This is a genomic window from Paraburkholderia sp. PGU19 (genome assembly GCF_013426915.1).
Taxonomy (GTDB): domain Bacteria; phylum Pseudomonadota; class Gammaproteobacteria; order Burkholderiales; family Burkholderiaceae; genus Paraburkholderia.
This window is the reverse complement of sequence record NZ_AP023182.1, coordinates 227,481-252,540: the sequence shown is the minus strand read 5'-3', so window position 1 is coordinate 252,540 and position 25,060 is coordinate 227,481. Positions and strand designations below refer to the sequence as shown.

19 protein-coding genes are annotated in these 25,060 nt (G+C 63.9%); 6 read left to right on the top strand and 13 right to left on the bottom strand.

Annotated features, from left to right (window positions below; genetic code table 11):
- The 5 genes from mch to H1204_RS41585 form a co-directional block, all read right to left on the bottom strand.
- Positions 1-1,041, bottom strand: coding sequence for a methenyltetrahydromethanopterin cyclohydrolase (mch, locus tag H1204_RS41605; RefSeq protein WP_180735922.1), 1,041 nt, complete (start codon positions 1,039-1,041; stop codon positions 1-3).
- Positions 1,016-2,218 carry an ATP-grasp domain-containing protein gene (locus H1204_RS41600; RefSeq protein ID WP_180735921.1) on the bottom strand — a complete coding sequence of 401 codons (1,203 nt, stop codon included), beginning with the start codon at positions 2,216-2,218 and terminating at the stop codon, positions 1,016-1,018. Before H1204_RS41600 ends, mch begins: the two co-directional genes overlap by 26 nt.
- A gap of 7 nt (positions 2,219-2,225) precedes the next feature.
- Positions 2,226-3,146 (bottom strand): NAD(P)-dependent methylenetetrahydromethanopterin dehydrogenase, encoded by a 921-nt coding sequence (locus H1204_RS41595; RefSeq protein WP_180735920.1) that lies wholly within the window; start codon positions 3,144-3,146, stop codon positions 2,226-2,228.
- Between the two features lie 23 nt (positions 3,147-3,169).
- On the bottom strand, positions 3,170-4,177 hold the full coding sequence (locus H1204_RS41590) for a beta-ribofuranosylaminobenzene 5'-phosphate synthase family protein (protein WP_180735919.1): 1,008 nt from the start codon (positions 4,175-4,177) through the stop codon (positions 3,170-3,172).
- A 205-nt stretch (positions 4,178-4,382) separates the two neighbouring features.
- The gene (locus H1204_RS41585; protein WP_180735918.1) at positions 4,383-5,354 is read right to left on the bottom strand and encodes a LysR substrate-binding domain-containing protein; all 972 of its coding nucleotides are present in this window, start codon (positions 5,352-5,354) and stop codon (positions 4,383-4,385) included.
- 188 nt (positions 5,355-5,542) lie between these two features.
- Here H1204_RS41585 and H1204_RS41580 point away from each other — a divergent pair, with 188 nt between their 5' ends.
- From H1204_RS41580 to gph, 3 genes are all read left to right on the top strand, one after another.
- A complete protein-coding gene (locus tag H1204_RS41580; RefSeq protein ID WP_180735917.1) occupies positions 5,543-6,625 on the top strand; it encodes a class 1 fructose-bisphosphatase in 1,083 nt (360 codons plus the stop codon).
- A gap of 94 nt (positions 6,626-6,719) precedes the next feature.
- Positions 6,720-7,592 (top strand): phosphoribulokinase, encoded by an 873-nt coding sequence (locus tag H1204_RS41575; RefSeq protein ID WP_180735916.1) that lies wholly within the window; start codon positions 6,720-6,722, stop codon positions 7,590-7,592.
- Between the two features lie 47 nt (positions 7,593-7,639).
- The gene (gene gph / locus H1204_RS41570; protein ID WP_180735915.1) at positions 7,640-8,407 is read left to right on the top strand and encodes a phosphoglycolate phosphatase; all 768 of its coding nucleotides are present in this window, start codon (positions 7,640-7,642) and stop codon (positions 8,405-8,407) included.
- A 16-nt stretch (positions 8,408-8,423) separates the two neighbouring features.
- Here gph and H1204_RS41565 read toward each other — a convergent pair whose 3' ends face one another.
- The 8 genes from H1204_RS41565 to H1204_RS41530 form a co-directional block, all read right to left on the bottom strand.
- Positions 8,424-10,469, bottom strand: coding sequence for a sigma-54-dependent Fis family transcriptional regulator (locus H1204_RS41565; RefSeq protein ID WP_180735914.1), 2,046 nt, complete (start codon positions 10,467-10,469; stop codon positions 8,424-8,426).
- Positions 10,470-10,723: 254 nt separating this feature from the next.
- Positions 10,724-11,371, bottom strand: a complete 648-nt coding sequence (gene narL, locus H1204_RS41560) for a two-component system response regulator NarL (RefSeq protein WP_007730493.1) — start codon at positions 11,369-11,371, stop codon at positions 10,724-10,726.
- A 192-nt stretch (positions 11,372-11,563) separates the two neighbouring features.
- The gene (locus H1204_RS41555) at positions 11,564-12,523 is read right to left on the bottom strand and encodes an electron transfer flavoprotein subunit alpha/FixB family protein (protein ID WP_180735913.1); all 960 of its coding nucleotides are present in this window, start codon (positions 12,521-12,523) and stop codon (positions 11,564-11,566) included.
- The gene (locus H1204_RS41550; RefSeq protein WP_180735912.1) at positions 12,498-13,322 is read right to left on the bottom strand and encodes an electron transfer flavoprotein subunit beta/FixA family protein; all 825 of its coding nucleotides are present in this window, start codon (positions 13,320-13,322) and stop codon (positions 12,498-12,500) included. The genes H1204_RS41555 and H1204_RS41550 overlap by 26 nt, the downstream gene beginning before the upstream one ends.
- Positions 13,319-14,893, bottom strand: a complete 1,575-nt coding sequence (locus H1204_RS41545; RefSeq protein WP_180735911.1) for a hypothetical protein — start codon at positions 14,891-14,893, stop codon at positions 13,319-13,321. The genes H1204_RS41550 and H1204_RS41545 overlap by 4 nt, the downstream gene beginning before the upstream one ends.
- A gap of 22 nt (positions 14,894-14,915) precedes the next feature.
- A complete protein-coding gene (locus H1204_RS41540) occupies positions 14,916-17,078 on the bottom strand; it encodes a heterodisulfide reductase-related iron-sulfur binding cluster (protein WP_180735910.1) in 2,163 nt (720 codons plus the stop codon).
- 122 nt (positions 17,079-17,200) lie between these two features.
- Entirely contained in the window at positions 17,201-19,393 is a 2,193-nt protein-coding gene (locus tag H1204_RS41535) for an FAD-dependent oxidoreductase (RefSeq protein WP_180735909.1), read from the bottom strand.
- A 162-nt stretch (positions 19,394-19,555) separates the two neighbouring features.
- Entirely contained in the window at positions 19,556-20,668 is a 1,113-nt protein-coding gene (locus H1204_RS41530) for an aminomethyltransferase family protein (protein WP_180735908.1), read from the bottom strand.
- A gap of 512 nt (positions 20,669-21,180) precedes the next feature.
- Between H1204_RS41530 and H1204_RS41525 the strand changes: the two genes are divergently transcribed.
- The 3 genes from H1204_RS41525 (at position 21,181) to H1204_RS41515 (ending at position 25,048) form a co-directional block, all read left to right on the top strand.
- Complete coding sequence (locus H1204_RS41525; protein ID WP_180735907.1) at positions 21,181-22,137, top strand: PDR/VanB family oxidoreductase; 957 nt, start codon at positions 21,181-21,183, stop codon at positions 22,135-22,137.
- Between the two features lie 13 nt (positions 22,138-22,150).
- On the top strand, positions 22,151-23,221 hold the full coding sequence (locus tag H1204_RS41520) for a DUF3445 domain-containing protein (RefSeq protein WP_180735906.1): 1,071 nt from the start codon (positions 22,151-22,153) through the stop codon (positions 23,219-23,221).
- A 147-nt stretch (positions 23,222-23,368) separates the two neighbouring features.
- Positions 23,369-25,048 (top strand): APC family permease, encoded by a 1,680-nt coding sequence (locus tag H1204_RS41515; RefSeq protein WP_042306473.1) that lies wholly within the window; start codon positions 23,369-23,371, stop codon positions 25,046-25,048.
- The last annotated feature ends 12 nt before the right edge of the window (positions 25,049-25,060 follow it).

Sequence of the window (25,060 nt, the reverse complement as noted above, 5' to 3'; positions counted from 1 at the left end):
TCAGACCTCTTCGAGCCAGAGCGGACGCAGAAGATCGAAACGGGTCGTGCCCGCGTGGAAGGTGCGCCCTGTGGCGAGATTGCTCACCCAGACTTCGGCGGGCGCGAAGAGCGCGGGATCGATCTTGTAGAAATCGTATTCGTACTCCTTGAATACATCTGCAAACGGGCGGCCAAAGTCTTTCGACGCCGACGAGGGCAGCGCTCGCGCAAGCTCGCGGGCGGCTTCGTCACTGCCCGTCACGGTGAGATGGACACGGCCTCCGTACAGGATCGCATCGTTGGTGCGGCCCATGGCTTCGACAGGGTCCTGGGCGGGCGGCGGCAACGGCGCGCTGGCGGAACCTTCGCCAATGTCGCTGAGCGGGAAACCCAGTTCATGCGCTTTGTGCAGCGCGACTTCGAGTGCGCGCGCGACCACTTGCGTGGTGCCCGCGCGGCTTGCTGTCGGCGTGAGAATCAGCGTCAGATTGCGCGGCTGCAGCTTGCAGTCGCGCAGGATCTTCTCGATGACGACTGCGGGTGGCGCGCGGTCCACTTCGAGCACGAGACAGCCCGTCGCCACGACGTCGCGATAAGCCAGTTCATCGAAAAGCGGTTCCTTGCAGGCGAGCGCGCGTGCTGGTCCTGAGCCGAGCGCAAAGAACTTCTTGCCGCCCGTTTCCTCCTTGCTGGCTGCGAGGCTCCAGCCCGCGTACTGCGAGGCGAGGCAAGCCAGCACGGGTTGCGCGCTGGCGATGTCGACGAACGTCGGCCATTCGTGCGCCGCGTTGCGTGACGCGGCGGCACGCAGCGTGACCCGGCCCAGGCCGCCCATGCATATTTCGCCGATCGCGATGCCGGCGGCGACGCTGCCGGGCGTGTCGATACCGGCGTCGACGATTGTGACGCCGCGTGCGTCGCGCTGAACTGCGATGCCCAGTTCCGCGTGCCGTTCCAGCAGACTGGCGATCAAAGGCCGCACGAGTGTGTTGACGCTCAGAGTCGAAGACGACGCAGCCGCCGATGTCGAAACGTCAGCGAGGGAGGAGGAGGTCTGCATGGCCAGGTTTCCTGGTGGTGTCGATGGATGCGATGGTTGCCGCGCGGGCGGCGAGTTCGGCGCGCACGGTGGCCGTCTGGGTGCCGTGCGCACAGAAAGCCGATACGCTGCACAACGGCGCGCCTGCCGCGATGAAACTGCCGGTGACGGGGATGTCGTGGCACCAGCCGAGATTCAGCGCGCGCTGGACAAATTCGGGCGACACCGTGCGGTCGCGATCGGCGAAGACGATCTGCTCTGCGCATAGCGATGCCGTGTGCTCATAGATGCCCGATGTGTCGGTGTCGAGTGCTGCGCCTGCGCACGCGCGCACATGCAGCGACAGCAGCGAACGGTTGGAGACGCGCTCATAGAGTGACATCGTGGCCGACGGTCTTGCATTGACTTCGAGCACGAAGCAACGCTCGCCATCGACAATGAAGTCGAGACTGTTGAGCCCCTTGAGCCGCGTGCGCGAGACGATTGAATCGATTGCGGCTGTGATCTGCTGACGAACGGCATCCGGCACGTCGACAGGGCCGATCGCGCCGCCATAAACGAACGGCTGCCCGCCATGCGGAACGATCAGTTGTTCGTTGAACCCGATGATCGTGGCCTTGCGCGTATCGGCAATGAAAAGCGCTGACATCGAACGGCCAGGCTGATGACGTTGAAAATACCGGCCATCGCCCGATGGCGTCGGGCCATCGGCTGCGTGCCACTGCGCCGCATGGCGAATATGCATGCCGCCCGTCCCATTGGCGTCCTTTTCGAGCCATCCCGCCGGGTCGATGGGCGCTTGCCACTGCGTCTCGGGATGAGGGATGCCTGCATCGTCCAGCAGCGCAAAGAATCGCGCCGGGTCGCGCACGGCATCATACGATTCACGCGCATTGCCGATCATTGCAAGTGGGATGCGCCTGTCGTCGAGCAGATCGCGATGCGCTTCGAAACCTGCGCCCGCGATCCAGCCAATCACATTCGGCGTTCGACTTGCGGTGTCGAGCGCTTCGCGCACGCGCTGCGGATCGATCGACAACGACGCCGCGTCGCCGATGGGATGCCACATGCCCGACGCGCGCCGCGTATCGGTGTCGCCGAACAGATCGAGCACGATCACGCGCCAGCCCGCGCGCCGCGCCGATTCGGCCAGCATGCGGGCGCAGAGCGAGGCAACGACGACGACAGGGGGCGACATGATGCCCTCAGGCCGTGGCGAGCGGCGAGCGCTCGGTGACCACGCGGCGGGCCATGTCGAGCGCGTCGTCGAAGCCGAGATAGACCTTCTCTTTCGCGGCGAGCATCTGCATGAAGAGCCGCTGCTGCACTTCGTACTTGACATTGCCGATCGCGAGCGCGCCGATGCCGAGCGCGTCGTGCTGACCGAGGCGCTTGCCGTTGTCCATCACGCCGACGCCCGCGATCCCTGCGGGCGGCACGGCGTTCACATCGGCGGCCACGAGCAGGCGGGCAGCGCGGTTCACCTGCTGCGCGCTCATCACTTCGACACCAGCGGCGGCCGTGGCGAATACGACGTCGACGGAACTCAAGGTCGCGTCGAGCGCGTCCGCACGGCTCGCATCCGCGCCTTCGAGTTGCGCGCCAAAGCGCGCGCCGGCACGCTCGCATGCATCCCGCGCGGCATCGAGCCCACGGCTGCTGGCCAGTGCCACGCGCGCGCCTGCCTGCGCGGCGAGCACGCCGGCGATGAGCCCCACGGGTCCCGTGCCGCCGAAGACGAGAATGCGCTTGCCGTCGAGACCCGTGTCGAAGGTACTGCGCAATTGCCATTCGACACTCGCCACGAGCGCCGCCGCCGTCGTGAACGATCCGCTCGGGTCAGCGAACACGGAGACTTCGAACGGCGGCACCATGGCCTCGCGCGACAGGCGCTGCATGTCCACGGCCAGCATCACATCGCGTCCACCGATAAAGATGCCCGTATGCGCGACCCCTTTGGGACCGCGCGAGAAAATGGCATCCTGGGTCAGCGGTCCGATCATCCTGGCATCGACATCGGTGTACGGCACGACGACCTGGTATCCGGCATCGACGGCCATGTTCACATCGAACGGGCTCATCTGCCGACCGGGCGTGAACATGTGGAGAATATGTTTGCGTTCCATGTTTCCTCGTCAAACAGGGTGGATCAATCCTGGGCCGATGCCCAGGTGACAGTGGCCCCCGAGTTGAGTCCGCTGACTATCTCGACTCGCAGTCCGGGGTCGATTGCCGCCGCCTCGCGCGCCGAGCGCAAGGCGTGTTCGGCTTCTTCCTGCGATTCCATGATGGCGAAGCCCGTCGGTCCCCACGAACTCTGACCTACGCCCGCACAGTAGCGCGCGCCGATCCAGTCGAGCACCCGCCCGACTGCGGGGCTGGTATAGATACCGCCTTGCGATTCGGCGAAATAGCGGCCGATGCCGTCCTGCAGCGCGCTCACGCCTTGCGCGAACGGCGCGAACTCGCGTTCCGCGACGGCGGGCAGGATCTGCATCAAGGTCAGGTGACAGGCGTGCGCGGCGAGCGTCTGCGGAAACGGCGGCAAGGCGGCGAGCGCCTGGCGCTCCGCTGGTCCCGAGAGCCCTGTGCGCGATTCGTCGAACACGAGCATCACGCGCCATGAAGAAGGGAAGTCAAATCGCGCAAGCACGGGCGGCAGCACGCCCGGCCCACGCGGACCGCCATCGACGATCAGACCGCCCCGTTCGAACCCGGCGATACCCACGCCCGAGCGCGCACCGCGCGCGAGCGCGGGCGCCAGTTGTGTTGCGCTCAGGTCTAGCCCATGCAGGCGAGCAAACGCGTGCCCGACCGTGAGCGCGAGTTGCGTGCCGGAGCCGAGGCCCGCATGCGCGGGCAACGTACGCCGTAGCCGCACGTCGATGGGCGCATCGTTGCCCGTCAGGTTACGCAGCGTCTCGATGTGCGCACGCACGCGCGGCAGCTCATCGCGAGCGCCAGGCTCGGCAGTGTAGTGATCGTCGTCGTCGACAGAAAGCCGTGCGTCGAGCGTCGTGCTGATGCCACCGATCACGAGCCCCAGGCTGCCGAAGCGTCGCCCCAACGACGCACCCGGATCGAGAAACCCCAGGTGCAGCCGGCCGGGCGCATTCACGGTGACGATGCTGGTGTGCTTCGCAGTCGATTCAGCCATCGCATGTCGGCTCATATGCGCGTTCCCCAATCCCTTGACGGGTGCATGTTCCGGGGCCTTCAACGCAAGCGTTATGCCATGTGCGCCGTCTTCGACTTCAAGCGCCTGTGCGCTGTGCGCGCACGCAGCGTGAATTCCCAGCAGGACGCCCGGCGGGCAGCGAGTTGCACTGTCGAACCTTGTGCAGAATCGGTGACACTTTGCTTCATGTCTGAGCGAAGGGACTCGCGGCATGGGTGGGCGGCGTGAGGTCGGCGAACTGCCCTTCCAGATACGCGCCCGTCTTCTCGATCAGGAAACGCCGGAAGGCGACGCAGGCGGGCGACATCTGCTTCGCGTTCATGTGCACCACATGCCAGACGCGATCGATGGGCGTGCCGTTCACTTGCAGGATCGACACCTCGCGCGCCAGCAGTTCGAGGCGCAGCGTGTGCAGCGGCAAGACGCTCACGCCCATGCCCGCGACCACGGCCTGCTTGACGGTTTCGTGGCTGTCGAGCGCGAGCCTTCGAGCGGGTGTGAAGAGATGATGCTGGAACATTTCCATCGCGACGGCCGCCGTGTCGGACCCCGGTTCACGCATCAGGAAGGTGTCATGGCGCAATTCGTGCAAGTCGAAGCGCGGTGCATCGACGAACGGATGTGTCGTGCTCGCGGCGATCACGTGCGGGTTGTAGGCGAGCGGTTCGCAGTGCGCGTCGAGTTCGGCGGGCGGGCGTCCCATTACGGCGAGATCGATCGCGTTGTCTTGCAGCTGGCGCAGCAGCGCATCGCGGTTGCCAATCGAAAAGCGGATATCGACTTTCGGATAACGCTCCGCATAACGTGAGATTTGCCGTGGCATGAAGTAGCGGGCGGTGCTGACAAGGCCGATGGAAATGGTGCCGCCATCCGCCGAAGAGAGCGAACGCATCGCATCTTCGGCGTCCTTGATGTCGCCGAGAATCCGCTTCGCGTGGTGCGAGAGCGTGGCGCCCGCTTCCGTGAGCGTGAGCCGCCGGCCGATGCGTTCGAACAGCGGCAGCCCGATGGCCTCTTCGAGCTGCTTGATCTGCATCGAGACGGCGGGCTGCGTCAGGTGCAGGTCTTCGGCGGCGCGGGCAAAGCTCTCGTACTGGGATGCCGCCGAGAATATCTGCAACTGGCGCAGCGTGAGATTGCGGAGCAGGTTAAGCATGATCAGGACTCCCGCAGCAGATAAGCATCGCTTACAGCGCAAATAAAAATTACTGAATTTCTCTTGAAGGTCCACTGGCTTACCGTGTTTGCCAGAGGGTCATCGCAAGCAACCGACGATCGAGGAGTCACGATGAATGCACGAATTGCACCAGGCTTCCCGTTCAATCAACGCGACACGAGGCAACCGTGAACCCTGCTCAAGTAACACTGTCGAGTTTCCTCGCCGACCATCTTGCTTCCCGTCGCGCGTCGGCACCGGGCGGCTTGCATGCCACTGACGCCGCCGGACTATGCACCGTGATCGAGGCGATCGCGCACGCGGTAGAAGCCATCGCGGCGCGTATTGCGCAGGGCGCGATTGGCGCGGCGCAGACGGTCGTGCGCGGACCCACGGCTTCGATTCAGGATGCGTTGAGCGTTGCCGCAAACGATGTGATGACGTCAATGTGCGAGCGCAGCGCGGAGATCGCGGGCATGGTTTCGCCGTACATGCAGTCCGTGCGCGCAACGTCGTCGGGCCGGTACGTGCTGTTCGCCGATCCCCTCGACGGCGCAGCCAATGCCGATTCGAACGCGACGCTCGGCAGCATTTTCTCGATACGGCACGCGGGCGCCAGCACGGCGGGCGGCGGGTGTGTGATCACAGGCACGAAACAGCTTGCAGCCGGCTACGCGCTCTATGGACCGGCGACGCTCCTCGTGATCACCGTCGGGCGCGGCACGCATGGCTTCACGCTGTGCCGCGAACGCGGCGAATTCGTACTGACGCACGAGGCGATCCGCATTCCCGAACACGGAGTCGAACTGGCGATCAATGGCGGCAACGAGCGATTTTGGGAGCCACCCGTGCAGCGCTATGTGAGCGAGTGCAGGGACGGCAGCGCGGGCGTGCGCCAGCGCGACATCGACACGCGCTGGATTGCGTCGCTGGTCGCCGATACGCATCGCACGCTGTTGCGCGGCGGCCTGTGTCTTTATCCGCGCGCAAGCCGCTGCGCGCCGCGCGCCTCGCGTCAGCCGTTGCTGTATCAGGCGCAGGCGCTGGCGTGGCTGGTCGAGCAGGCGGGGGGGTGCGCCAGCACCGGGCGCGTGCGGGTGCTTGATGTGGCGGCCGATACGCATGGCTGTACGCCGATGTTTCTCGGCACGCAGCGCGAAGTCGAGCGCATCGAGCGTTACCACCGCGAGCACGAGCGAGGCGAGGATGCGCCGTTCACGTCGCCGCTCTTCAACGAGCGCTCGTTGTTTCGTCCCGAGGCGCGCGTGTAGCGCGCGTCCGTTTGCATGTCGATAACGGGCCGACGCGTCGCGCAGTGGGCGGCCGGATGTTCATGCGCGAAGCGCTGCAAGATGGAGTGAGAGCATGTCGATCAAACATCCGATTGTCGCGGTAACGGGTTCGAGCGGGGCAGGGACGACGACCGTGATGAACAGCTTTCAGCACATTTTCCGGCGCGAGAAGCTCAATGCGCAGATTGTCGAAGGCGACGCATTCCATCGCTTCGACCGTGCTGCGATGCGCGTCGCGATGAAAGATGCGGAGGAAACCCGCCGCCAGTTCAGCCACTTCGGCCCGGAAGCGAACCTGCTGGAAGAACTCGCGGCGTTGTTTTGCGAGTATGCGGCGACGGGACGCGGGCGGGTGCGCAAGTATCTGCACGACGAAGCGGAAGCTGCCGAATACGATCTCGAACCCGGCATGTTCGGGCCGTGGACGGACATCGAGCCGCCTACCGATCTGCTTTTCTACGAGGGACTGCACGGCGGTTTCATTGGCCGCGGCATCGATGTGGCGCAACACGCCGATCTGCTCGTGGGCGTCGTCCCCATCATCAACCTCGAATGGATCCAGAAGCTGCATCGGGACAAGACACTGCGTGGCTATTCGCAGGAAGCCGTGATGGACACGATCTTGCGCCGGATGCCGGACTACGCTCACCATATCTGTCCTCAGTTCAGCCGTACGCATGTCAACTTTCAGCGCGTGCCGACGGTGGACACGTCAAACCCCTTTACCGCCCGCGACATTCCGAGCGCCGACGAGAGCTTTGTCGTCATCCGTTTTACCAACCCGAAGGGCATCGACTTTCCCTATCTGCTGACGATGCTGCACGACTCCTTCATGAGCCGGCCCAATGTCATCGTCGTGCCAGGCGGCAAGATGGGGCTCGCGATGCAACTGATCTTCACGCCCATGATCCTGCAGATGATCGACCGCCAGAAGCGCGCGGCCTGAACGGTCTGCCGGAAAGTACCCCCTAGCTGTCAACAGGAGACACACTCATGCAAGTCATGCCGCGCAATCTGCCGATCGATGCCGTGCTGTTCGATCTCGACGGCACGCTGTTGCATACCTCGCCGGACATCGGCAATGCGCTCAACCGGGCGCTGACCGAAAACGGTTTTCCCCTTCTCGCGCCCGGCGTTGCACAGACCTTGATTGGCGGCGGCTCCGCGATACTTATCGATCGGGCGTTGACGCTGTTGGGTGTGGAAGCACGTGCTTCGACGCTCGATCTCGTTCTGCGCCGCTACGAGACGTGCTACCACCAGCTTTGCCGCCATGAAGATCAACTGACGCAACTGTATCCCGGCATCGAATCGACGCTCGACAGCTTGCGCGGCATGGGCCTCAAGCTCGGCGTGGTCACCAACAAGGAGTCGCGCTTTGTCGAGCCGCTGATGTGGCGCTTCGGCCTGCACGCATGGTTCGACATGATCGTCGACGGGGATGCGCGCTTGCCGCACAAGCCCGATCCCGATCCGCTTCTGCATGCCTGCGAGGCGCTCGGTGTCGATCCGGCGCATACGCTCTTTGTCGGCGATTGCGTGACGGATGCGCTCGCGGCGCAGGCGGCAGGCATGCCGATGGTGTGTGTCAGCTATGGATACAGCAGCGACCACCCGGTGAGTGAATTGCCGTGCATGCGCGTGATCGACACGATCGCCGAGTTGACGGAGCTGATAGGCGGGCCGCGCATATGGCACGGTTCAACGCGTATCGATCACGGCATCGCCGGGCAGGAGATACCCGCAAGCCAGCTGAATTGAGTGAAAGGAAGGCGCGTCACGTCTTGATGTTCACGCGCCTCATTTTGCGGTACAGCGTATTGCGCGTGATGCCGAGCGCGATCGCGACCTGGCTCACGTTCCAGCGATGCTTGTCCAGCAGCGCGAGCAGTGCTTCGCGTTCGGCCAGCAGGATCGCATTGAGCGGCGCGGCGATGCTTGCTTCGCCTTCTGCATCGTCGGCGTCGTCGGTTTCTTGCGGCACCGATGCCGTGCTGGCCGCTGGCTGACGGTGCAGGTTCTTTTCCCGATGCACGAGCCACGCGGGTAGATGAGCCGTGGTGAGTTCATCGCCATCGCAAAGGGCGGCCGCCGTGCGCAGCACGTTGCGAAGCTGGCGGATATTCCCGGGCCAGTCGCTATCGAGCAGAATCTGGCGCACGTCCGCTGAAATCCGCAGGGCAGGGGTGTTCTCTTTTTCGAGCAGATGGCGGATCAACGCCAGCTTGTCCTTGCGCGCGCGCAGCGGAGGCAGTTCGAGCATCACACCGTTGAGGCGGTAGTACAGATCCTCGCGAAACTGACCACTTTCAACCAGTTCCGCGAGATCACGGTGGCTCGCACTCACGAGTTGAAAGTCCACCTTGACGACGGTTTCGGAACCGAGCGGCGTGACTTCGCGTTCTTCCAGCACCCGCAACAGGCGCGCCTGCAACGCGAGCGGCATGTCGCCGATCTCGTCGAGAAAGAGCGTGCCGCCATCGGCTTGCAGAATCTTGCCGCGCCGCCCTTCGCGTTGCGCGCCGGTAAAGGCGCCGGCACGGTAGCCGAACAGTTCGCTCTCGATCAGATGTTCGGGCAACGAAGCACAGTTGACGGCGACAAACGGACCGCTGTTGCGCTCGCTTGCCGCATGCAGCGCATTGGCGAACACTTCCTTGCCGCTGCCCGTCTCGCCGTGAACCAGCACGGAAATGCCGCGATCGATCACGCGTGCGCCTAGATCGAACTGGCTGGCAATCTGCGCGTCGCCGAATTCGACACGCGATGCGCCCGTGGGCCGAGTGATGCGCGCTGGCCGTCGGGCGGGTGCGGGCGTCGCGGGTTGATCTGGCGCCGCGTCGTCGAAGGAAGCGGTGGCAGGCGCCGGCGCGATCGCGTCGCGCGCGGCTCGATCGCGCGGTTCCTGCGCGACGACAAAAAAGCGGCTTGACCCGTGCGTGCGATAGATCGCGACGGGATAAAACGAACTGCGTGCGCTGCGTGCGACGATCTCATTCAGTGATGCATTGAAGATTTCGGTAACGGATTGTCCTGCGATCTCATCGAGCGTCACGAAACCTAGTTGCACGAGTGCGCTGCGATTGGCGCCGAGTATCGTGCCGTCCTCATCGACAGTGAGCTTTCCCGCGTGCAGCGTGCCGACGAACTCAGGGCGGCTGTGAAACTGGATCCGGTAGGCCTGCGTATGACGTGCATCGAGCAGGCGGTTTTCGATCATCTGCCGGGACATGCCGACCAGCACGAGCGAATGTTGCTGCAATAGCGGTGAGCGGCTCGTGACGTCGAGCACGCCCGCGATCGTGCCGCGTTCGTCGAATACGGGCGCGGCCGCGCACGTCAGCGTGGTGTAGCGCCGGTAGAAGTGTTCGTGCTGGCGCACGGCGATGCTTTTTCCTTCGGCGAGACAGGTGCCCATGCCGTTGGTGCCCGCTGCCCGTTCGTTCCATATGGCGCCCGCGCACAATCCCCAGTCTTCGACTTCGCCCGCGAATTCGGGCGACGACGCGAGATGGAGGATGACGCCATCGGCGTCCGTCATCACGACCGCAAGCTCGGTATCGCCGAGCTGCTGATAGAGCGTCGCCATTTCGAGCTTCGCGCAATCGATCAGATCGGCGCTCTGCTCGCGGCGCAGCGCAAGCTCCGCGCTTGTCATCACGGGTGGCGCCACGCACGCTTCAGGATCGAGTCCATAGTCTTCGATGCAACGCGTCCATGAGCGGACCACGGGCGCGCTCGGAGCGAATCCGCCACGAACACGCTCGCGCATGATAGCTTCGACCTGGTTACCCTTTTCCGCGAGCGGCTGGCATGACGACATGGTGGACATCTCCGGGAAAAACGCGGGCGGTCATGCATGCGGACATGCTCGCCACATTGAAGCCCATTATTGGCAATCCAATTCGGCGTGACAATCAGCCCTGATGGACTACCTCCCGGGGAGTAGAGGTAAACGAGAGTGACGACGCGACAAGGCAGGCGAGCGCGCAGCACGGCGCTGCCGCGTGCGTGGCGAACGCGGCAGAAGCGGTGTAATGAAGGGAAAGCAGGGCGGCGCGAAGGCGCCCCGCTGTGTCAGTGGTGCGAACGCGAGCCGTGCTCCTGCTGCCACAGGACGGCTTCAAGACGCGAGTGAAGATCGAGCTTGCGCAACACGTGCTTGACGTGCACCTTCACCGTCCCCACGCTGATATCGAGCTTGCGCGCGATGGCCTTGTTGCACAGGCCCGCCACCAGATGGTCGAACACCTCGACCTCGCGTGCCGTCAGATCGTTCTGCGCCGCGGGAATGCGCTGGCCGCCCGAGAGCGCATGAACGAGACTGCCCGTGACGGACTCGCTCAGGACGGCCGTGCCCTTGAGCGCCTTTTGCAGCGATATGCACAGGTCTTCGGGGTCCATGTCCTTCAACAGATAGCCGTGCGCGCCCGCGCGCAACGCGGCCACCACATCGCGCTCATTGTCGGATACCGTCAGCATGATGAAACGCGCGTCAACGCCTGCTTCGCGCATGCCTTCCAGCGTTTCGATACCGTTCATGCGCGGCATGTTCAGGTCGATCAGGACGACATCCGGCTTGAGCCGGACGGCCATCTCGATGCCATCGTGGCCCGAGGTCGCTTCGCCCGCGACCGCGAACGCCGGGTTCATCTGGATCAGTTGCGCGACGCCCTTGCGAAACAACGCGTGGTCGTCGATGAGAAGTACTGTGTGAGGGACCATCTGCTCTTCCTGGGCTCATGGCTGCATAAACTGCGCGGTGTGGCGCAGTGCGATGTCTTGAACGTGCGAGCGGTGGCTTGTTGTTTTTGTTGCCAGTTTGTTGCGAACCTGAGTTTAACAACTTAAATCAATTGAAAAATAATTATGTACCCGGAATGCAGGCACATTCCGGGTTTTCCATAGTGCGAGTGCCTAGAAGTGTCCGCGCAGTTCTTCGGCAATGTCGAAGATGTCACCCACGATGCCGTACTTCGCAATCGAGAAGATCGACGCCTCAGGGTCGGTGTTGACGGCGATGATGTTCTCGACGTGTTTCATGCCCGCCATGTGCTGCACGGAGCCCGAGATGCCCAGAGCGAGGTAGAGCTTGCAGTTCGCCGCCGTCTTGCCGGACTGGCCGACCTGATGGGCCTTGGGCAGCCAGCCGGAGTCGGCGATGGGGCGCGAACAGCCAAGCGTTGCGCCCAGCGAACTGGCAAGTTCGCGGAACTGTTCGACATGGGTTTCTTCGCCAATGCCACGGCCAATCGACGTGATGAATTCCGCGCCGGGAATATCCACGTCGCTGCTCGCGGCGGGTTCCTCGAACGAAATGTGCTGGCTGCGCGGCGTGACGGCAGGGGCGTCGAACTGACTGACTTCGGGCGCACCCGCGCTGTCGGGGGCCTTGAAGGCGCCCGGCCGGATGGTCACGACTACCGTGGCGCGGCCAGGAAACTCGATCTCCATGTTGACCTTTTGCCCGTAGCCGGAGCGTGTGGCGATCCAGCTTTCGCCGTCGCGCGCCAGTCCGAACGCATCGGTGGTGAAGCCGTAGTTCCCTTTGACCGCGAGGGGCGCGGCGTAACCCAGCGTATCGATCGTATGGGGCAGCAGCACGAGCGACGGCTTGCGTGCCTCGATCAGTGCGTGCGCAACAGCCTGATAGGTATCAGGATCGAACGCGTCGTTCGCGGTCTGCACGGTGACGATCTCGTCGACACCCGCGAGCTTGAGCGCTTCGACGAACGTGGCGGGCGTCGCGCCCAGCACGGCGACCGTCACGCGTTCGCCGCCCGCTTCGCGCGCCGCGACAGCTGCGCCGATCACTTCGACGCTCACAGGGCGCAACTGTCCCTGACGATGTTCAGCAATAACCAGGATCCCGCTCATTACGCTTCCCCCGAAATTCCTTGATGATGCCCGCGAGGCGGGCGGCCTGTTCGGCTGGTGTGCCCTCGATCATCTGCGCGCGGCCGAGTTCGGGCACATACACGCGCCTGATGCGCGAGAGCGAGCCTTGCGTGCCCGTTTCACCGGCGAGTAAGCCGAGCGCGTCGGGCGCAATGGTTTCGATTGGCCGTGACGCCGCCTGCTTGATGCCGCGCAGCGACGCGTAGCGCGGCGTGTTGATACCCAGTTGCAGCGTCAGGACAGCAGGGCATTGCACGGTGACATTTGCGTATGCACCGCCTTCGAGCTCGCGACGCGCGCTCGCCGTGCCCGCGCCGGGCGTGTATTCCAGACCCGCCACGACAGCCGCGTGCGGCCAGTCGAGCAGGCCTGCGAGCGCCATGCCCGTTGCGCCGTACGCGTGGTCGGAGGCCTGCACGCCGGCGAAGATCATGTCGGGGGCTTCGCGGCGTGCAAGCGCTGCAAGCGCGCGGGCAATGCCGATCGGGTCCGCCTCTTCCAGTTCGTCGCTCCACACGCGGATCGCGCGATCCGCGCCTTTGGCCAGACACTTGCGCAGTTCTTCGTCGGCCCGGTCGGGACCCACGGTGACGACCACGACCTCGATGGCGTCGCTATTGCCGCTCTCCTTCAGACGCAGTGCTTCTTCGAGCGCGTAGTGATCCCATTCGTTGAGGTCGAAAACATGAAAGTCTGCTTCGACATCGCGGTCGTCGTCGCGCAGCTCGAAATCTTCATCGAGTGACGCGACCTGCTTGATCGTGACGAGTATCTTCATCCTGCCTCCTCCACTGATGTGGTCAGTTGATGTGTGCATGTCTCAGGTGTATCGGCTGCGCCAGCGGCAAAGCTGTGCTGGCGCTTGCGATCGAGAGCGGCGGCGAGTGCGCTCGCCAGATGGCCGAACATGCGCGCTCGGGCCTCCGTGTCAGGTTCGAAGCGCATGCGCCAGCGGTCCGCGTCGGTCAGGCTGGGATGCATGAACACGAGCACGCGGTGCAGCGGATACGATTCGTCGCGCAACGGCAGCAACACACGCCGATGCGTATGACGATTCAGGATGACGGCCCGCCGTACATCGGCCGACGCATGTTCGGCAAGACGCGAGAGCGTCGCCTGTGGCGTGCCGCCATGGCGTGCAACGCCCGCCAGCACGTCGATATCGGTGTCCTGTATCAGCCGGTGCAGCACGGCACCCGGCAGCTCGTTGCGCAGCGCGACGCCCGCGCGTACCCACGCGACCTCGTCGTTCGCGAGCAGCGAGAGCAGCGGCGCCGGGCACAAGGCGTGACGCGTCACCGAGCGGCGCACATCCGCTTCGCGATCACGCGCGAGCCGGTCGAGCCAGATACGCGGGCACGCGCGATTGCGCGCGAGACCGCTGCGCACCCACACGTCGCCGTCTTCGGCAAGCCAATCCACGACCTTGAGCGGCAGGTCGTCACGCACGGCGACCGCACGGCGGACCAGCGTGTCGGCATCGAAGCACAGCAGAACGAGTGCGCCTGCGGGCGTGGTGGGATTGGTAGCGGCGGCGCGCCGTACGGCGGGGTCATCGTCGCGCGCAAGCGCAGTCAGAATTTCGCCCGTGGTCCGCACGTTCAACGCGAGACTGCGCCGCTCGGGACTGGACGCGGGGATGCTGCGCAACAGCTCGAGCGGGCACGCGGCGTGGCGCAGTACCTGAGCGCGCACTGCGCTTTCGCGCGTATTCCGCCACAGCTGATGCAGCGTGTGCGCATCGGTCGCGAAGTGAATGGCGAGCAGCCGTTGCAGCGGTTCAATGCCGCGGCCGGCCAGTTGCGCGAGCAGATCCGTCTGCACGCCCACGTTCTCGCACAACGAGCGCAACGTCTCGATGCTGTCGGCGCTAGCGGCGAGCGTCGCAAGCAGCGCGGGCGGCGCCAGCGGGTGTCGCGCGATCAGTTGCGCGACGCGTTGCACGATCCGTCGATAGTCGGCGTCGCTCTCGGCGCGATTCGTGACGAACGCAGCGGCGAGCGTTTGCAGTGCCTCGGCGGGCGTCGCAGCGTTGCGGGCAAGACGCGTCGCGAGCGTGGCATCCGCATCCGTTGCGGCGAGCGTGGCAAGTCGCGCGAGCGCCACCGAAGGCGCGTGTGGGAACGCCGCGAGCGCGAGCCGGTCGCTGCGTGAGCCGAACATGCGGGCTTCGAGCCGCTTGCGATCCGCGCTTGTCGCGTGCGGGTAAAGCATCGCGGACGTGAATACATCGGAGGCGTCGAGCGCGAGCCGCATCAGTTCCCGCCAGTGGCGACGCAGCCGCGCACCCTCGCGCGCCGCATTCGCGGCGCAGGGTTCTGCTTCGGCAGGGCGGGGAAAGGTCGTCATGGCGGTTATCGCGCGGCGCTCATCAGACGTCGGCCGTCACGCGGACATCGTCCGCAGGCGGGGCATTGCCGTCGACTTCCGTCAGACTCTCGGCAATCAGCTCGATCAGTTCGCGCACGATGAAGCGTCCTTCGTAGCCGCTCGTCTTGAGTGCGTCCTCGAACATCGTGAGGTCTTTCGGGCAGCACACGACGAATACCTCCAGTCCCTCGATAGCCGCCGCTTCCTTCATACGGTTCTGTGAAGGCTTCTCCTGACCGACGGGATCGTTCATCCAGATACGTCCGCCGCCTGCGCCACAGCAGAAAGAGTTGTCGCGCGAGCGGCCCATTTCGACCAGCTCGCATCCGAGTGCTTCGATGATCTGGCGCGGCGCGTCATAGCCCTTGTTGAAGCGGCCAAGATGGCACGGATCATGGAAGGTCACGCGATAGCCGAGCTTGCGCTTCGGGCGCATCTTGCCTTCGGCCAGCATGCGGGCCACCACACTCGTGTAATGCTCGATTTCGAAATTTCCGCCGAAGTCCGGGTACTCGTTGCGGATCGTGTTGTACGAGTGCGGGTCCGTCGTGATGATGCGGCCGAATTGTGAGGTGCCGAGCGTCGCGATGTTCTGCGCGGCGAGCAATTCATACAGGCCTTCTTCGCCGACGCGCCGTACGTCGTTGCCCGCATTCGATTCGCCTTCGAACAGCAGGCCGAAATCCACGCCTGAATTGTGCAGCAGCGTCGCAAAGGCCTGCGTGACGCGCTGGTTGCGCGGATCGAACGACGCATAGTCGCCGACGAACCACAGCAGATCGACGGGCTCCTTGCGTGCGTCCTTGATCGTGAACGGCAGGGTCTTGGTCCACGCGGCGCGTTTGCGCTTCGATTCGTTGAACGAGTTGCCATTCTTGTGGATCGCCTGCAGCGTCTTTTGCACCTGCGGTTCCATTTCACCGTCTTCAACCAGCTTGCGGCGCAGCTGCACGATGATGGGTACGTGCTCGACGGCAACGGGGCAGATCTCGACGCACGCCATGCAGGTCCGGCACGACCAGATCGTTTCCATGAACACCTGGCCGATGTCCTTGCCATGCACGTCGAGCTTCACTTCTTCGGGCAGCGTGTTTTTCTCCAGCGCATCGTTCGCGAATTCGCGCAGCGACAGGATCACGTCGCGTGGCGACAACGGCGCACCCACTGCGCGGGCGGGGCAGGCTTCATGACAGCGGCCGCATTTGGTGCAGGCATCGAGATTGAGCAGATGCTTCCATGTGAAGTCGGTGATGGTCTTGTAGCCGGCGCGCTCGGCGTCCGGTTCGACTTTCGGCAGGCGCTGCGCAGCGAGAGGATCGCGCATCAGAAGCGACCCGCTCGCGGTGAAGATGTGCTTGACCTTCGTGTACGGAATCAGCGCAATGAAGGTGAGGGCGAGCGCGCCGTGGAACCACCACAGGCCCGTGCGCAGCGCGTAGGCGGCCGAAGCGCTGAGTCCCGCGCCGCGCATGATCTCGGCGAGCAGGGCGGCAACGGGCGACCACCAGCGCGTCTCCCACACGATGGCGCGATCCTGCAGCCAAACCAGCCGCAACCCGCTCAGCACGAAGCCCGTAATACCGATCAACACGAGCGACCACAGGAACGCCCAGTCTTCGCGGCGATATCCGCTGCGGTCGTAGTCGGGGTCGCCCGGCTGCCGGTCGGGGCGTGCGTAATTGAGTTTCGGCGGCTTGATCCAGCCGCGCCGCACCATCATGTAGATCAGACCGCCAATCAGCGACAGGCCGGCGAGGTTCATCGCCAGCTTGAAAAACAGATAGAAGTTGCCGTTCCAGAAGTGAAAGCCGAGAAAGCGCGCCGTGATGTCGTAGTCGACCGTGACGGTGGCCGTGCCGGCAAACAGAACCGCGAAGCCGTAGAAAATGAAGCGGTGCGCGCGGCCTGCCGCCGGGTCGCGGCGCGCGATCGTGCGGTGATTGAGCACGACCCGCACCATCGCGCCGACACGCGCTCGCAGATCGATGGGACCGGTTACGGGCTTGCCGCGCCGGTACTTGCGCACCTGGATGTAGACGCCCCATGCGAACGCGGCCATCGCGGCGACGCCGGCCAGATAGAACAGCACGATCGCGAACGTGGGGAAGCCCTCGAAGAGGATCCGGGTGACGTTGACGGGGTCGAAAGTCGCTGCGCTCGACATGGGCTCGTCCGTTGAAAGAGTAAAGGGGATCCTGCGCCAAGGCACTCGCCGTGCGGGCCACCCGATCCGGATGACCCGCATGGCGCGATGCGCGTGGCGTTCAGACTGCCGTGTGCAGCCGCTTACTTCTTGTAGACGATCTCGAAGGTACCGCCGGGTTTGTGCGGCGTGCCCCAGACGGCCACTTCACGCTTGTACGGCAGTGGGATCTGGGCGTTCTTCTCTTCGATCTCACGCGCGACGCGGTGGCCCGTGAAGGTCGCGTCCGCAATCAGGCGCGGCGCTTCGGCATCGCCGATCAGGTACACGGCCTTGATGCCCTTGCCGTCCCATTCGCCCTGGCGTTGCTTCAGTTCGCGATACAGACCGTCGTTAGAGCGGCGGCCCGTCACGAGCACGAGCGAATCGAATTCGAGCCAGCGGTGGGTCTTGTTCGCGTCGCGCGGCAGTTGTCCTGCGCCCTTGTAGGTGCGGCGGGAGCCATCGCCCCAGATGTTGTAGATCTCGATGCGGCCTGGCTCGATGCGGCTTGCGAAGTGGTCGCCGAGTTCATGCACGCCCAGTTCATGCAGGCGGCGCATCATGTTCGGATATTCGAGCGTGAAGTGCATGTAGTTCGCGAGATGCACGCCACTGACGATCGTCACTTCGTGACCGGCCACGGCGAGCTTTTCGGCAAGACTCGGCGCCATGAAGTACGTGTCGGCATTCAGGATGACGACGCGCTTGCCGATCGGCTTCTTGCCGGCGATCACCTGTTCCGGTGTCAGCTGGTCCGGCAGCGATGCATCGGCGCCCGGAATCGGATCGTGCGTGAGGCAGTTGGTGCCGTCGCCCACCCAATGCGCGCCCGTTGCGATCACGACCTTTTCGGCGCCGTAATCGAGCACGTCGTCGGCCGTGAGCGGCTTCTGACCCAGCGCAAGCTGGCTGTGGCGGTTCTTCTTCAGGAGCTTGGTGATTTGCGTCTCGCGGTAGTCGCGGTGATAACCCCATTCGCCGAGTCCCGGCAACGTGACCACGCTGTTCAGATGGCCGCCGATCTTGTCGGCCTGATCGACGAGGTGAACCGTGTAGCCGCGTTGCATCAGCACGCGTGCGCATTCGGAGCCGGACGGGCCCGCGCCGACCACGAGGACGGAATCGTTCGAGCCGCACTCGGCGAATTTTTCCGGATGCCAGCCGCGGCGATACTCTTCGCCGGCTGTCGCGTTCTGCGTGCAGATCATCGGCGGGCCGCCGATTTCCCAGCGCGAGATGCACACATTGCAGCCAATGCAGACGCGGATATCGTCGATGCGGCCTTCGTCGACTTTCTTCGGCAGGAACGGATCGGCAATCGACGGACGGGCCGCGCCGATGATGTCGGCGATTCCCTTGGTGACGATCTCGGTCATCTTTTCAGGGTCGGTGAAACGGCCGACGCCGAGCACGGGTTTCTTCGAAACCTGCTTGATAAAGCGCGTCCACGGAATCTGGTGGCCCTGCAAATTGAAGCGCGACGGGCCGGCGTCTTCGCCCCATTCGGCGATGTCACCCACATCGACGTCCCACAGGTCGACCAGCGAATCGGCCATCTCGACGAACTTCATGCCGTCCTTCTCGACTTCGATGCCGCCGCTGCCGTACAGCGAGTCGACGGCGAAGCGCGTCGCGATCGCGCAGTCGCTGCCCACTGCGCGGCGCACTTTTTCCAGCGTTTCGAGCCAGAAGCGCGCGCGGTTTTCGAGCGAGCCGCCGTAGCCGTCGGTGCGCTTGTTGTAGTACGGCGAAAGGAATTGCAGCGGCAGGTAGGAGTGCGCGCCGTACACGTAGACGATGTCGAAGCCGGCATCGCGGGCGCGCAGCGCCGCGTCGACGTAGAACTGCTGGACGTCGCGGATGTCGTCGAGATCCATCTCCTTGCAGTACGTGAGCGTTTCGAACTCGGACGCGTACTGGCTCGGACCGCGCGGCGTTGCGCGGCTTTCCATGCAGGGGGCGTGCGCGCCGCCGTACCACATTTCGATGCCCGCCAGCGCGCCGTATTTGTGGACCTCTTCCGTCATCGCACGGAGGTTGCGCACATCGCCTTCGTCCCAGATACGCGCCGACAGACGGTGCGTGTCGTCCGACTCGGGGTGGATCGAGCAGTATTCGGTGTTCATCGCGGCCCATCCGCCTTCAGCCTTCATCGAGCGGTGCGCCGCCTGAAAGCCCGGCAGGTTGCTGCCTGCGCCGATACAGTGCGGAACCTGATAGAAGCGGTTGCGCAGGGTCTTGGGGCCAATCTGGATCGGCTCGAACAGCACGTCATGACGGGGATCGCGGGGCATGGAAAGTGTCTCCTTTAACTTGGACTACATGAGACAAAGGCGGGGCGCCGGTTGGGTGCCCTGGACAGTTGTTGTACTTCGCTCTGCCTCTGTCTTTCTCGTTGGGTGGCGGAACGCCGTGCGTCGTATTGCGCCCGCCGCCGTATCGTGGGTGCTGCGGGGTCAGGCGGCGACGCGGGTGCGCAGGCGCATCGGGTCGTAGAACGGTGTCTTGCTGACCACACCGCTGAACTTGCCCGCCGCATCACGAATCTCGAGCTTCGTTCCGAGCGCCGTGTGGTTCGGCTTCAGGTGCACCATCGCAAGCGACTGCATCAGATAGCGGCTGAAAATCGCGCTGGTCACGACGCCCACCTGCTCGTCGCCGATATAGATCGGCGAGCCGGCGCTTACGGCTGCATCGTGCTTGACGACGACGCCCGCCTGCTTGACGCGCTCCTTGCCGCGCGCCGCGAGCAGGGCTGCCTTGCCGACGTAGTCGCCCGCCTTGTCGACATCGACCATCCAGTCGAGATTGACTTCCCACGGGGTGGTGTCGCCTTCGGGCATGTCGAACGGATAGAAGAGCAGGGCAGCTTCGATACGCGCGATTTCGAGCGACATCCACGAAGCGGGCACGGCGCCGTACGGCTTGCCTGCGTCGAGAATGTTGTCCCACAGCGCGACGGCGTCGGTCGACGCGCACGACACTTCGAAGCCCTGTTCACCCGAGTAGCCGCCGCGCGAGACGATGATCTTGCGGCCGAAGAGTTGGGTTTCGACGTGCGCGAAATAAGGCAGCTTGTTCAGTTCGATGCCGATGTGCGCTTGCAGGATGTCGGTCGAGCGCGGACCTTGCAGCGACAGCATATGGACATCGAAATCCTGGCGCCATTCGACGTTGCGTTTGTGCGCGGCGCGCTCGAGCTGCGTCTGTGTCGTGCCGCCGCCGTGCGAGAGCCGAAAATGCTGCGGAGCATCGTAGATCACCATCAGGTCGTCGCAGAGGCCGCCACGCTCGTCGACCTCGGCGGCGAGCCGGGCCGTGCCGGGCTTCATGCGGCTCACGTCGATCGCGCAGAGGCTGTCGATCACGGCGGCTGCATCGGGACCCGTCACGCGCACGATGTTCAGTGCGCTGATGTCGTAGAGGCCGGCTGCCGTACGCACAGCGACGACGTCGTCATACGGATCGCCCGAGTAGTACCAGGGAATCGGCATGTCGTTCCAGGAATCGCCATCGAGCTTCGAGCCGAGCTCACGATGACGGACGTTGAGAATGGATTGCCTTGTCATGATGTTTTCCCGAAAGTGGAACCCGTTTCTGGGGATGACTGCACGCGTGTCGTGTTGCGAAGGCGGTGGTATCGGACGGCGTGACTACGCCCGCATCGATGACCGCAAGTCTCTGCTGTTCAATTTCGACCCACAATCGCCCGGTGGCACTACCTCCTAGGGGTAGTACGCACTACTCCGGATGCGCCGGTGCAATCAGAAAAAGAGGGCGTGCAGCGTCGAAATGAGACTGCAACATTGCCGAAAGAGGTTGGTAAAGAAGGCGGGAAAGCCAATGCTGGTGCGGCTCGCGCAGCGACGCACCGGGACCTCGTGGCTATGCTTTTGACGCGCCGGGCAGGGTAGCGCGAGGCAACCATTACTGCGCAGGGACTACCCCCACTGAATCATTGATAACGCTTTATTGCCGGCCGATGCTTCTTCCATGAATGCAACGACGCGAAGGCACGGCATGGCTTGCCGCTCGCGTCCTCCCGCATCCATCCACCCGGACCTATGGAGGTGTCGACGGCATGAATGCATCGAGAACGATCCCCGTGCGTGTCACGCACGTCGAGCCGGTGACGCAAGACGTGCGACGCTTTACGCTCGAAAGCGCCAATCAAAGTCGCCTGCCGGCGTATTCGGCAGGCAGCCACGTCGTCGTGACGATGCGCGGCAAGGAGCGCATCTGGCGCAACGCCTATTCGCTGACGACGCCCGCCGGCGCACGCGACGCGTATCAGATCATGGTGCGGCGCGTGCCTCAGTCGCGCGGCGGCTCGGCCTTCATGCACAGCGAAGTGCGTGAGGGCAGCGAGCTCGACATCTCGATGCCGTCGAATTTCTTTCCGATCGCACGATGCGGCGTCAAGCACGTGATGATTGCGGGCGGCATTGGCCTCACACCGTTTCTGTCGATGCTGCCCGAACTGGCTCTGGCGCGCGCCCGTGTCGAGATGCACCTGTGCTGCCGCCCGGAAGACGAAGCGGCGTTCACGGAGGTGATCGCGAAGCGCACTACGGGGGGCGTCGCTGTCTACACCGATCTGTGCGATGCGAAGGAACGCTTTGGCGACATGCTCGCTGCGCAACCGGCTGGCACGCATCTCTATACCTGCGGGCCCGAAGGCCTGATGAACGGTGTGGCCAGCACGGCCCGCGAGTTGGGCTGGCCCGCCAGCCATTTTCACCAGGAGAGCTTCGGCGGCGGCTCGCATGGCGCGCCTTTCATCGCCGTGCTGGCGCAAAGCGGCCGCGAGATTCGCGTGCGCAGCGACGAGAGCTTGCTGGAGGCACTGGAACGCGAGGGCGTCGACGCACCCTACATGTGCCGTGGCGGCGCATGCGGCACGTGCGCGCTGGAGGTGCTCGACGGCGAGCCGGAGCATCGGGATTTCTGCCTCGGCGAAACCGAGCGGGCCACGGGGGGCCAGATGCTGCCGTGCGTGTCACGCGCGCGGGGCGAGCGTCTCGTGCTGAACATCTAGGCAAGGGGGCATCATGGCAATCGATTTCAAGACCGACGAAACCTTCCGCGATACCTTCACGTTCCGGAACAGCGACGAAGCGATCCTGCGCTTTCCGTTTCCGTTTCACGAGGACAAGTACATGTACTCGGTCAATATTGAGCCGCATGTGAAGGACGGCAATTCGCCCGTGTTCCGGAGCACGTTCGATATTGACGAACACTATGTCGCCGAATGCCGCGAACGCGCGCTGACACTCGAACGCGATCCGCTGCGCTGTCAGGTGCTCGATCACATGGGTCCGGCGCAATGGGACACGCTCGAACTGATCATGGAAAGCCTCGCGGAGGATTATCCCGGGCACTTCATGCTGGAGCGCAACGGCGACCAATGGAAATGGACGAATCGTCCGCTCGGGCTGGAACAGAGCTTCACGTTCGGTGACGACAGCACGTTGCCCTGTGCGCCCTTCGAGTACATCACGCGCCAGGCGCAAGGCGATTTCGTTCTGATCGACCAGCGTGACGACAATCTGTTCATGGACGGCGGCATGGTCACGACTCAGGCCGACTGGTCGCTCGATTTCGACCTGGGGATGAACTTCGTCGAATGGCATGGCCCCGTGCCGCTTGCGCATCAGGCGGGCATCTTCGAGCGCGCGCTCAAGTTTCTGTTGCGCATGCAACTGGGCGCGCCCGTGCGCCGGTTGAACTGGACGATGACGGTCAATCCGCGGCTCGATACCTCGCCCGAAAGTTACCCCGAATGGGGCGCGGACCGGGCAAGCGTGACGCCGCAAAACATCGGCGACAAGCTGCATCTGCGGGTGGAATTGCAAACGCTGTTCCGCCTTCCGCGCAGTAACGCGATTCTGTTCGGCGTGCGCTGCTATCTGATTGCCCTCGGCGACCTGGCGCGTGTGCCGAAATGGGGCAAGCGACTGCATCGCGTGCTCTCGTCGTTGCCGCCGGAATTGGCCGAGTACAAGGGCATTACACGCTACCGGCAGACGGCCATCGACTGGCTCGCGCCGTTGGACGACGGCTCGGCCTTGTCGGTCGGCACGCATCCCGAGGTCGATCGTCTCGGGGTGGAGTTGGTCTAGCTACTGCGTCACGGGGTTTTACGTCTTACTCAACGACAAGCTGTTGCAGTGTTTTTCTTCCCGCGTTCGCGTCGCAACGGCGCGGCGCGGACGCATTCACGCGGGACGATTCCCACAATCGGCATTCCACCCAAAAGGAAGACAGTTATGAGCGCGGTCTCCGAAGACTATGCCGCCGAAACGGCGGACGGTACCTTACATCGAAAGATCAGCTGGACGGGTGCATTCTGGGTGGCGAGCGGCGTGCCCGCGCTCGTGCTCTTTTCAATAGGCTCGATCGCGGCGACGGTCGGCAAGCTGTCGTGGGCGGTATGGATCGTCTCGATTGGCCTTGGCTTTATTCAGTCTTTCTCGTATGCGGAGATCGCGGGTCTTTTCCCGCACAAGTCGGGTGGCGCCTCGGTGTATGGCGCGATTGCGTGGGTGCGCTATTCGAAGCTGTTCGCGCCGCTCTCCGTCTGGTGCAATTGGTTCGCGTGGTCGCCCGTGCTGGCCATCGGCTCCGGGCTCGCGGCGGGGTATATCCTCTCCGTGCTGTTTCCAGCGGATGCGGCGATCAATACCTGGCAGATCACGCTGGTGAGTCTCGACTGGCTCCGTTCGGGCCTGAGCCTGCGGATCAACTCGACCTTCATACTCGGCGCGGTGGTGCTGCTCATCACCTTCGCCATCCAGCACCGGGGCATCCTGAACGCCGCGCGAATCCAGACGATACTGGGCATTGCCGCCCTGGTCCCACTGATCCTCGTCGGCACGGTGCCGCTCATTAGCGGCGATCTGCCGCTGCACAATCTGCTTCCGCTCGTGCCGTTTGCGAAGGACAGCGCCGGTCAGATCGTCGACGGCAGTTGGAATCGCGCGGGCATCACGCTGATGGCGGGCGGGCTGTTCATCGCGGCGTGGTCCACCTACGGCTTTGAAACGGCCGTCTGCTACACGCGTGAATTCCGCAATCCGAAGGTCGATACGTTCAAGGCCATTCTGTATTCGGGCCTCTTGTGCATCTTCGTGTTCACCATTGTGCCGCTGGCGTTTCAGGGCGTGCTAGGTCTCGGCCATATGGTGACGCCCGCAGTCAAGGACGCCGCCGGCAATATCGTCACGCCCGCAATCTACGACGGCATGCTTTCGCCCGATATCTATAGCGGCATGGGCGTCGCAAAAGCCATGGCGCCGATGATTCACGGCGGCCTGCTGGTCGAGCGCGTTCTGATCGTGATGCTGGTGCTGGCGCTCGTGCTGGCCATCATGACGTCGATGGCGGGGTCTTCGCGCACGCTCTACCAGGCATCCGTCGATGGCTGGTTGCCGAAGTACCTGTCGCACGTGAATGAACACGGCGCGCCGACGCGAGCCATGTGGACGGACCTGTGCTTCAACCTTGTCCTGCTGCTGATGTCGGACTATGTGTTCGTGCTGGCGATGTCGAACGTCGGCTACATCATCTTCAACTTCCTGAACCTGAATTCCGCGTGGATTCACCGGCTGGACCGCCCGGACTGGAGCCGGCCGTTCCGTGCGCCAAACTGGCTGCTCGCGCTCGGTACGCTGTTCTCGTTCGTCAATCTTGCGCTGCTCGGCATGGGCGCGGACATCTGGGGCGCGGGCACGCTCGTCTCGGGACTGTGCTTTGCCGCGCTGATCGTGCCTGTGTTCCTGTTCCGCCACTACGTGACCGACAAAGGGCACTTCCCCGAGGCAATGAAAGAGGACATGCAGCTCCTCGGCTCACAACGCGTGGCGAAGCGCGCGGGCATCTTGCCATACGTGACGGTGGCGGCGGGCATCGTGGTGATCGTGGTGACGCATAGCCTCGCCATCTACTGAACCTCTTGTTGA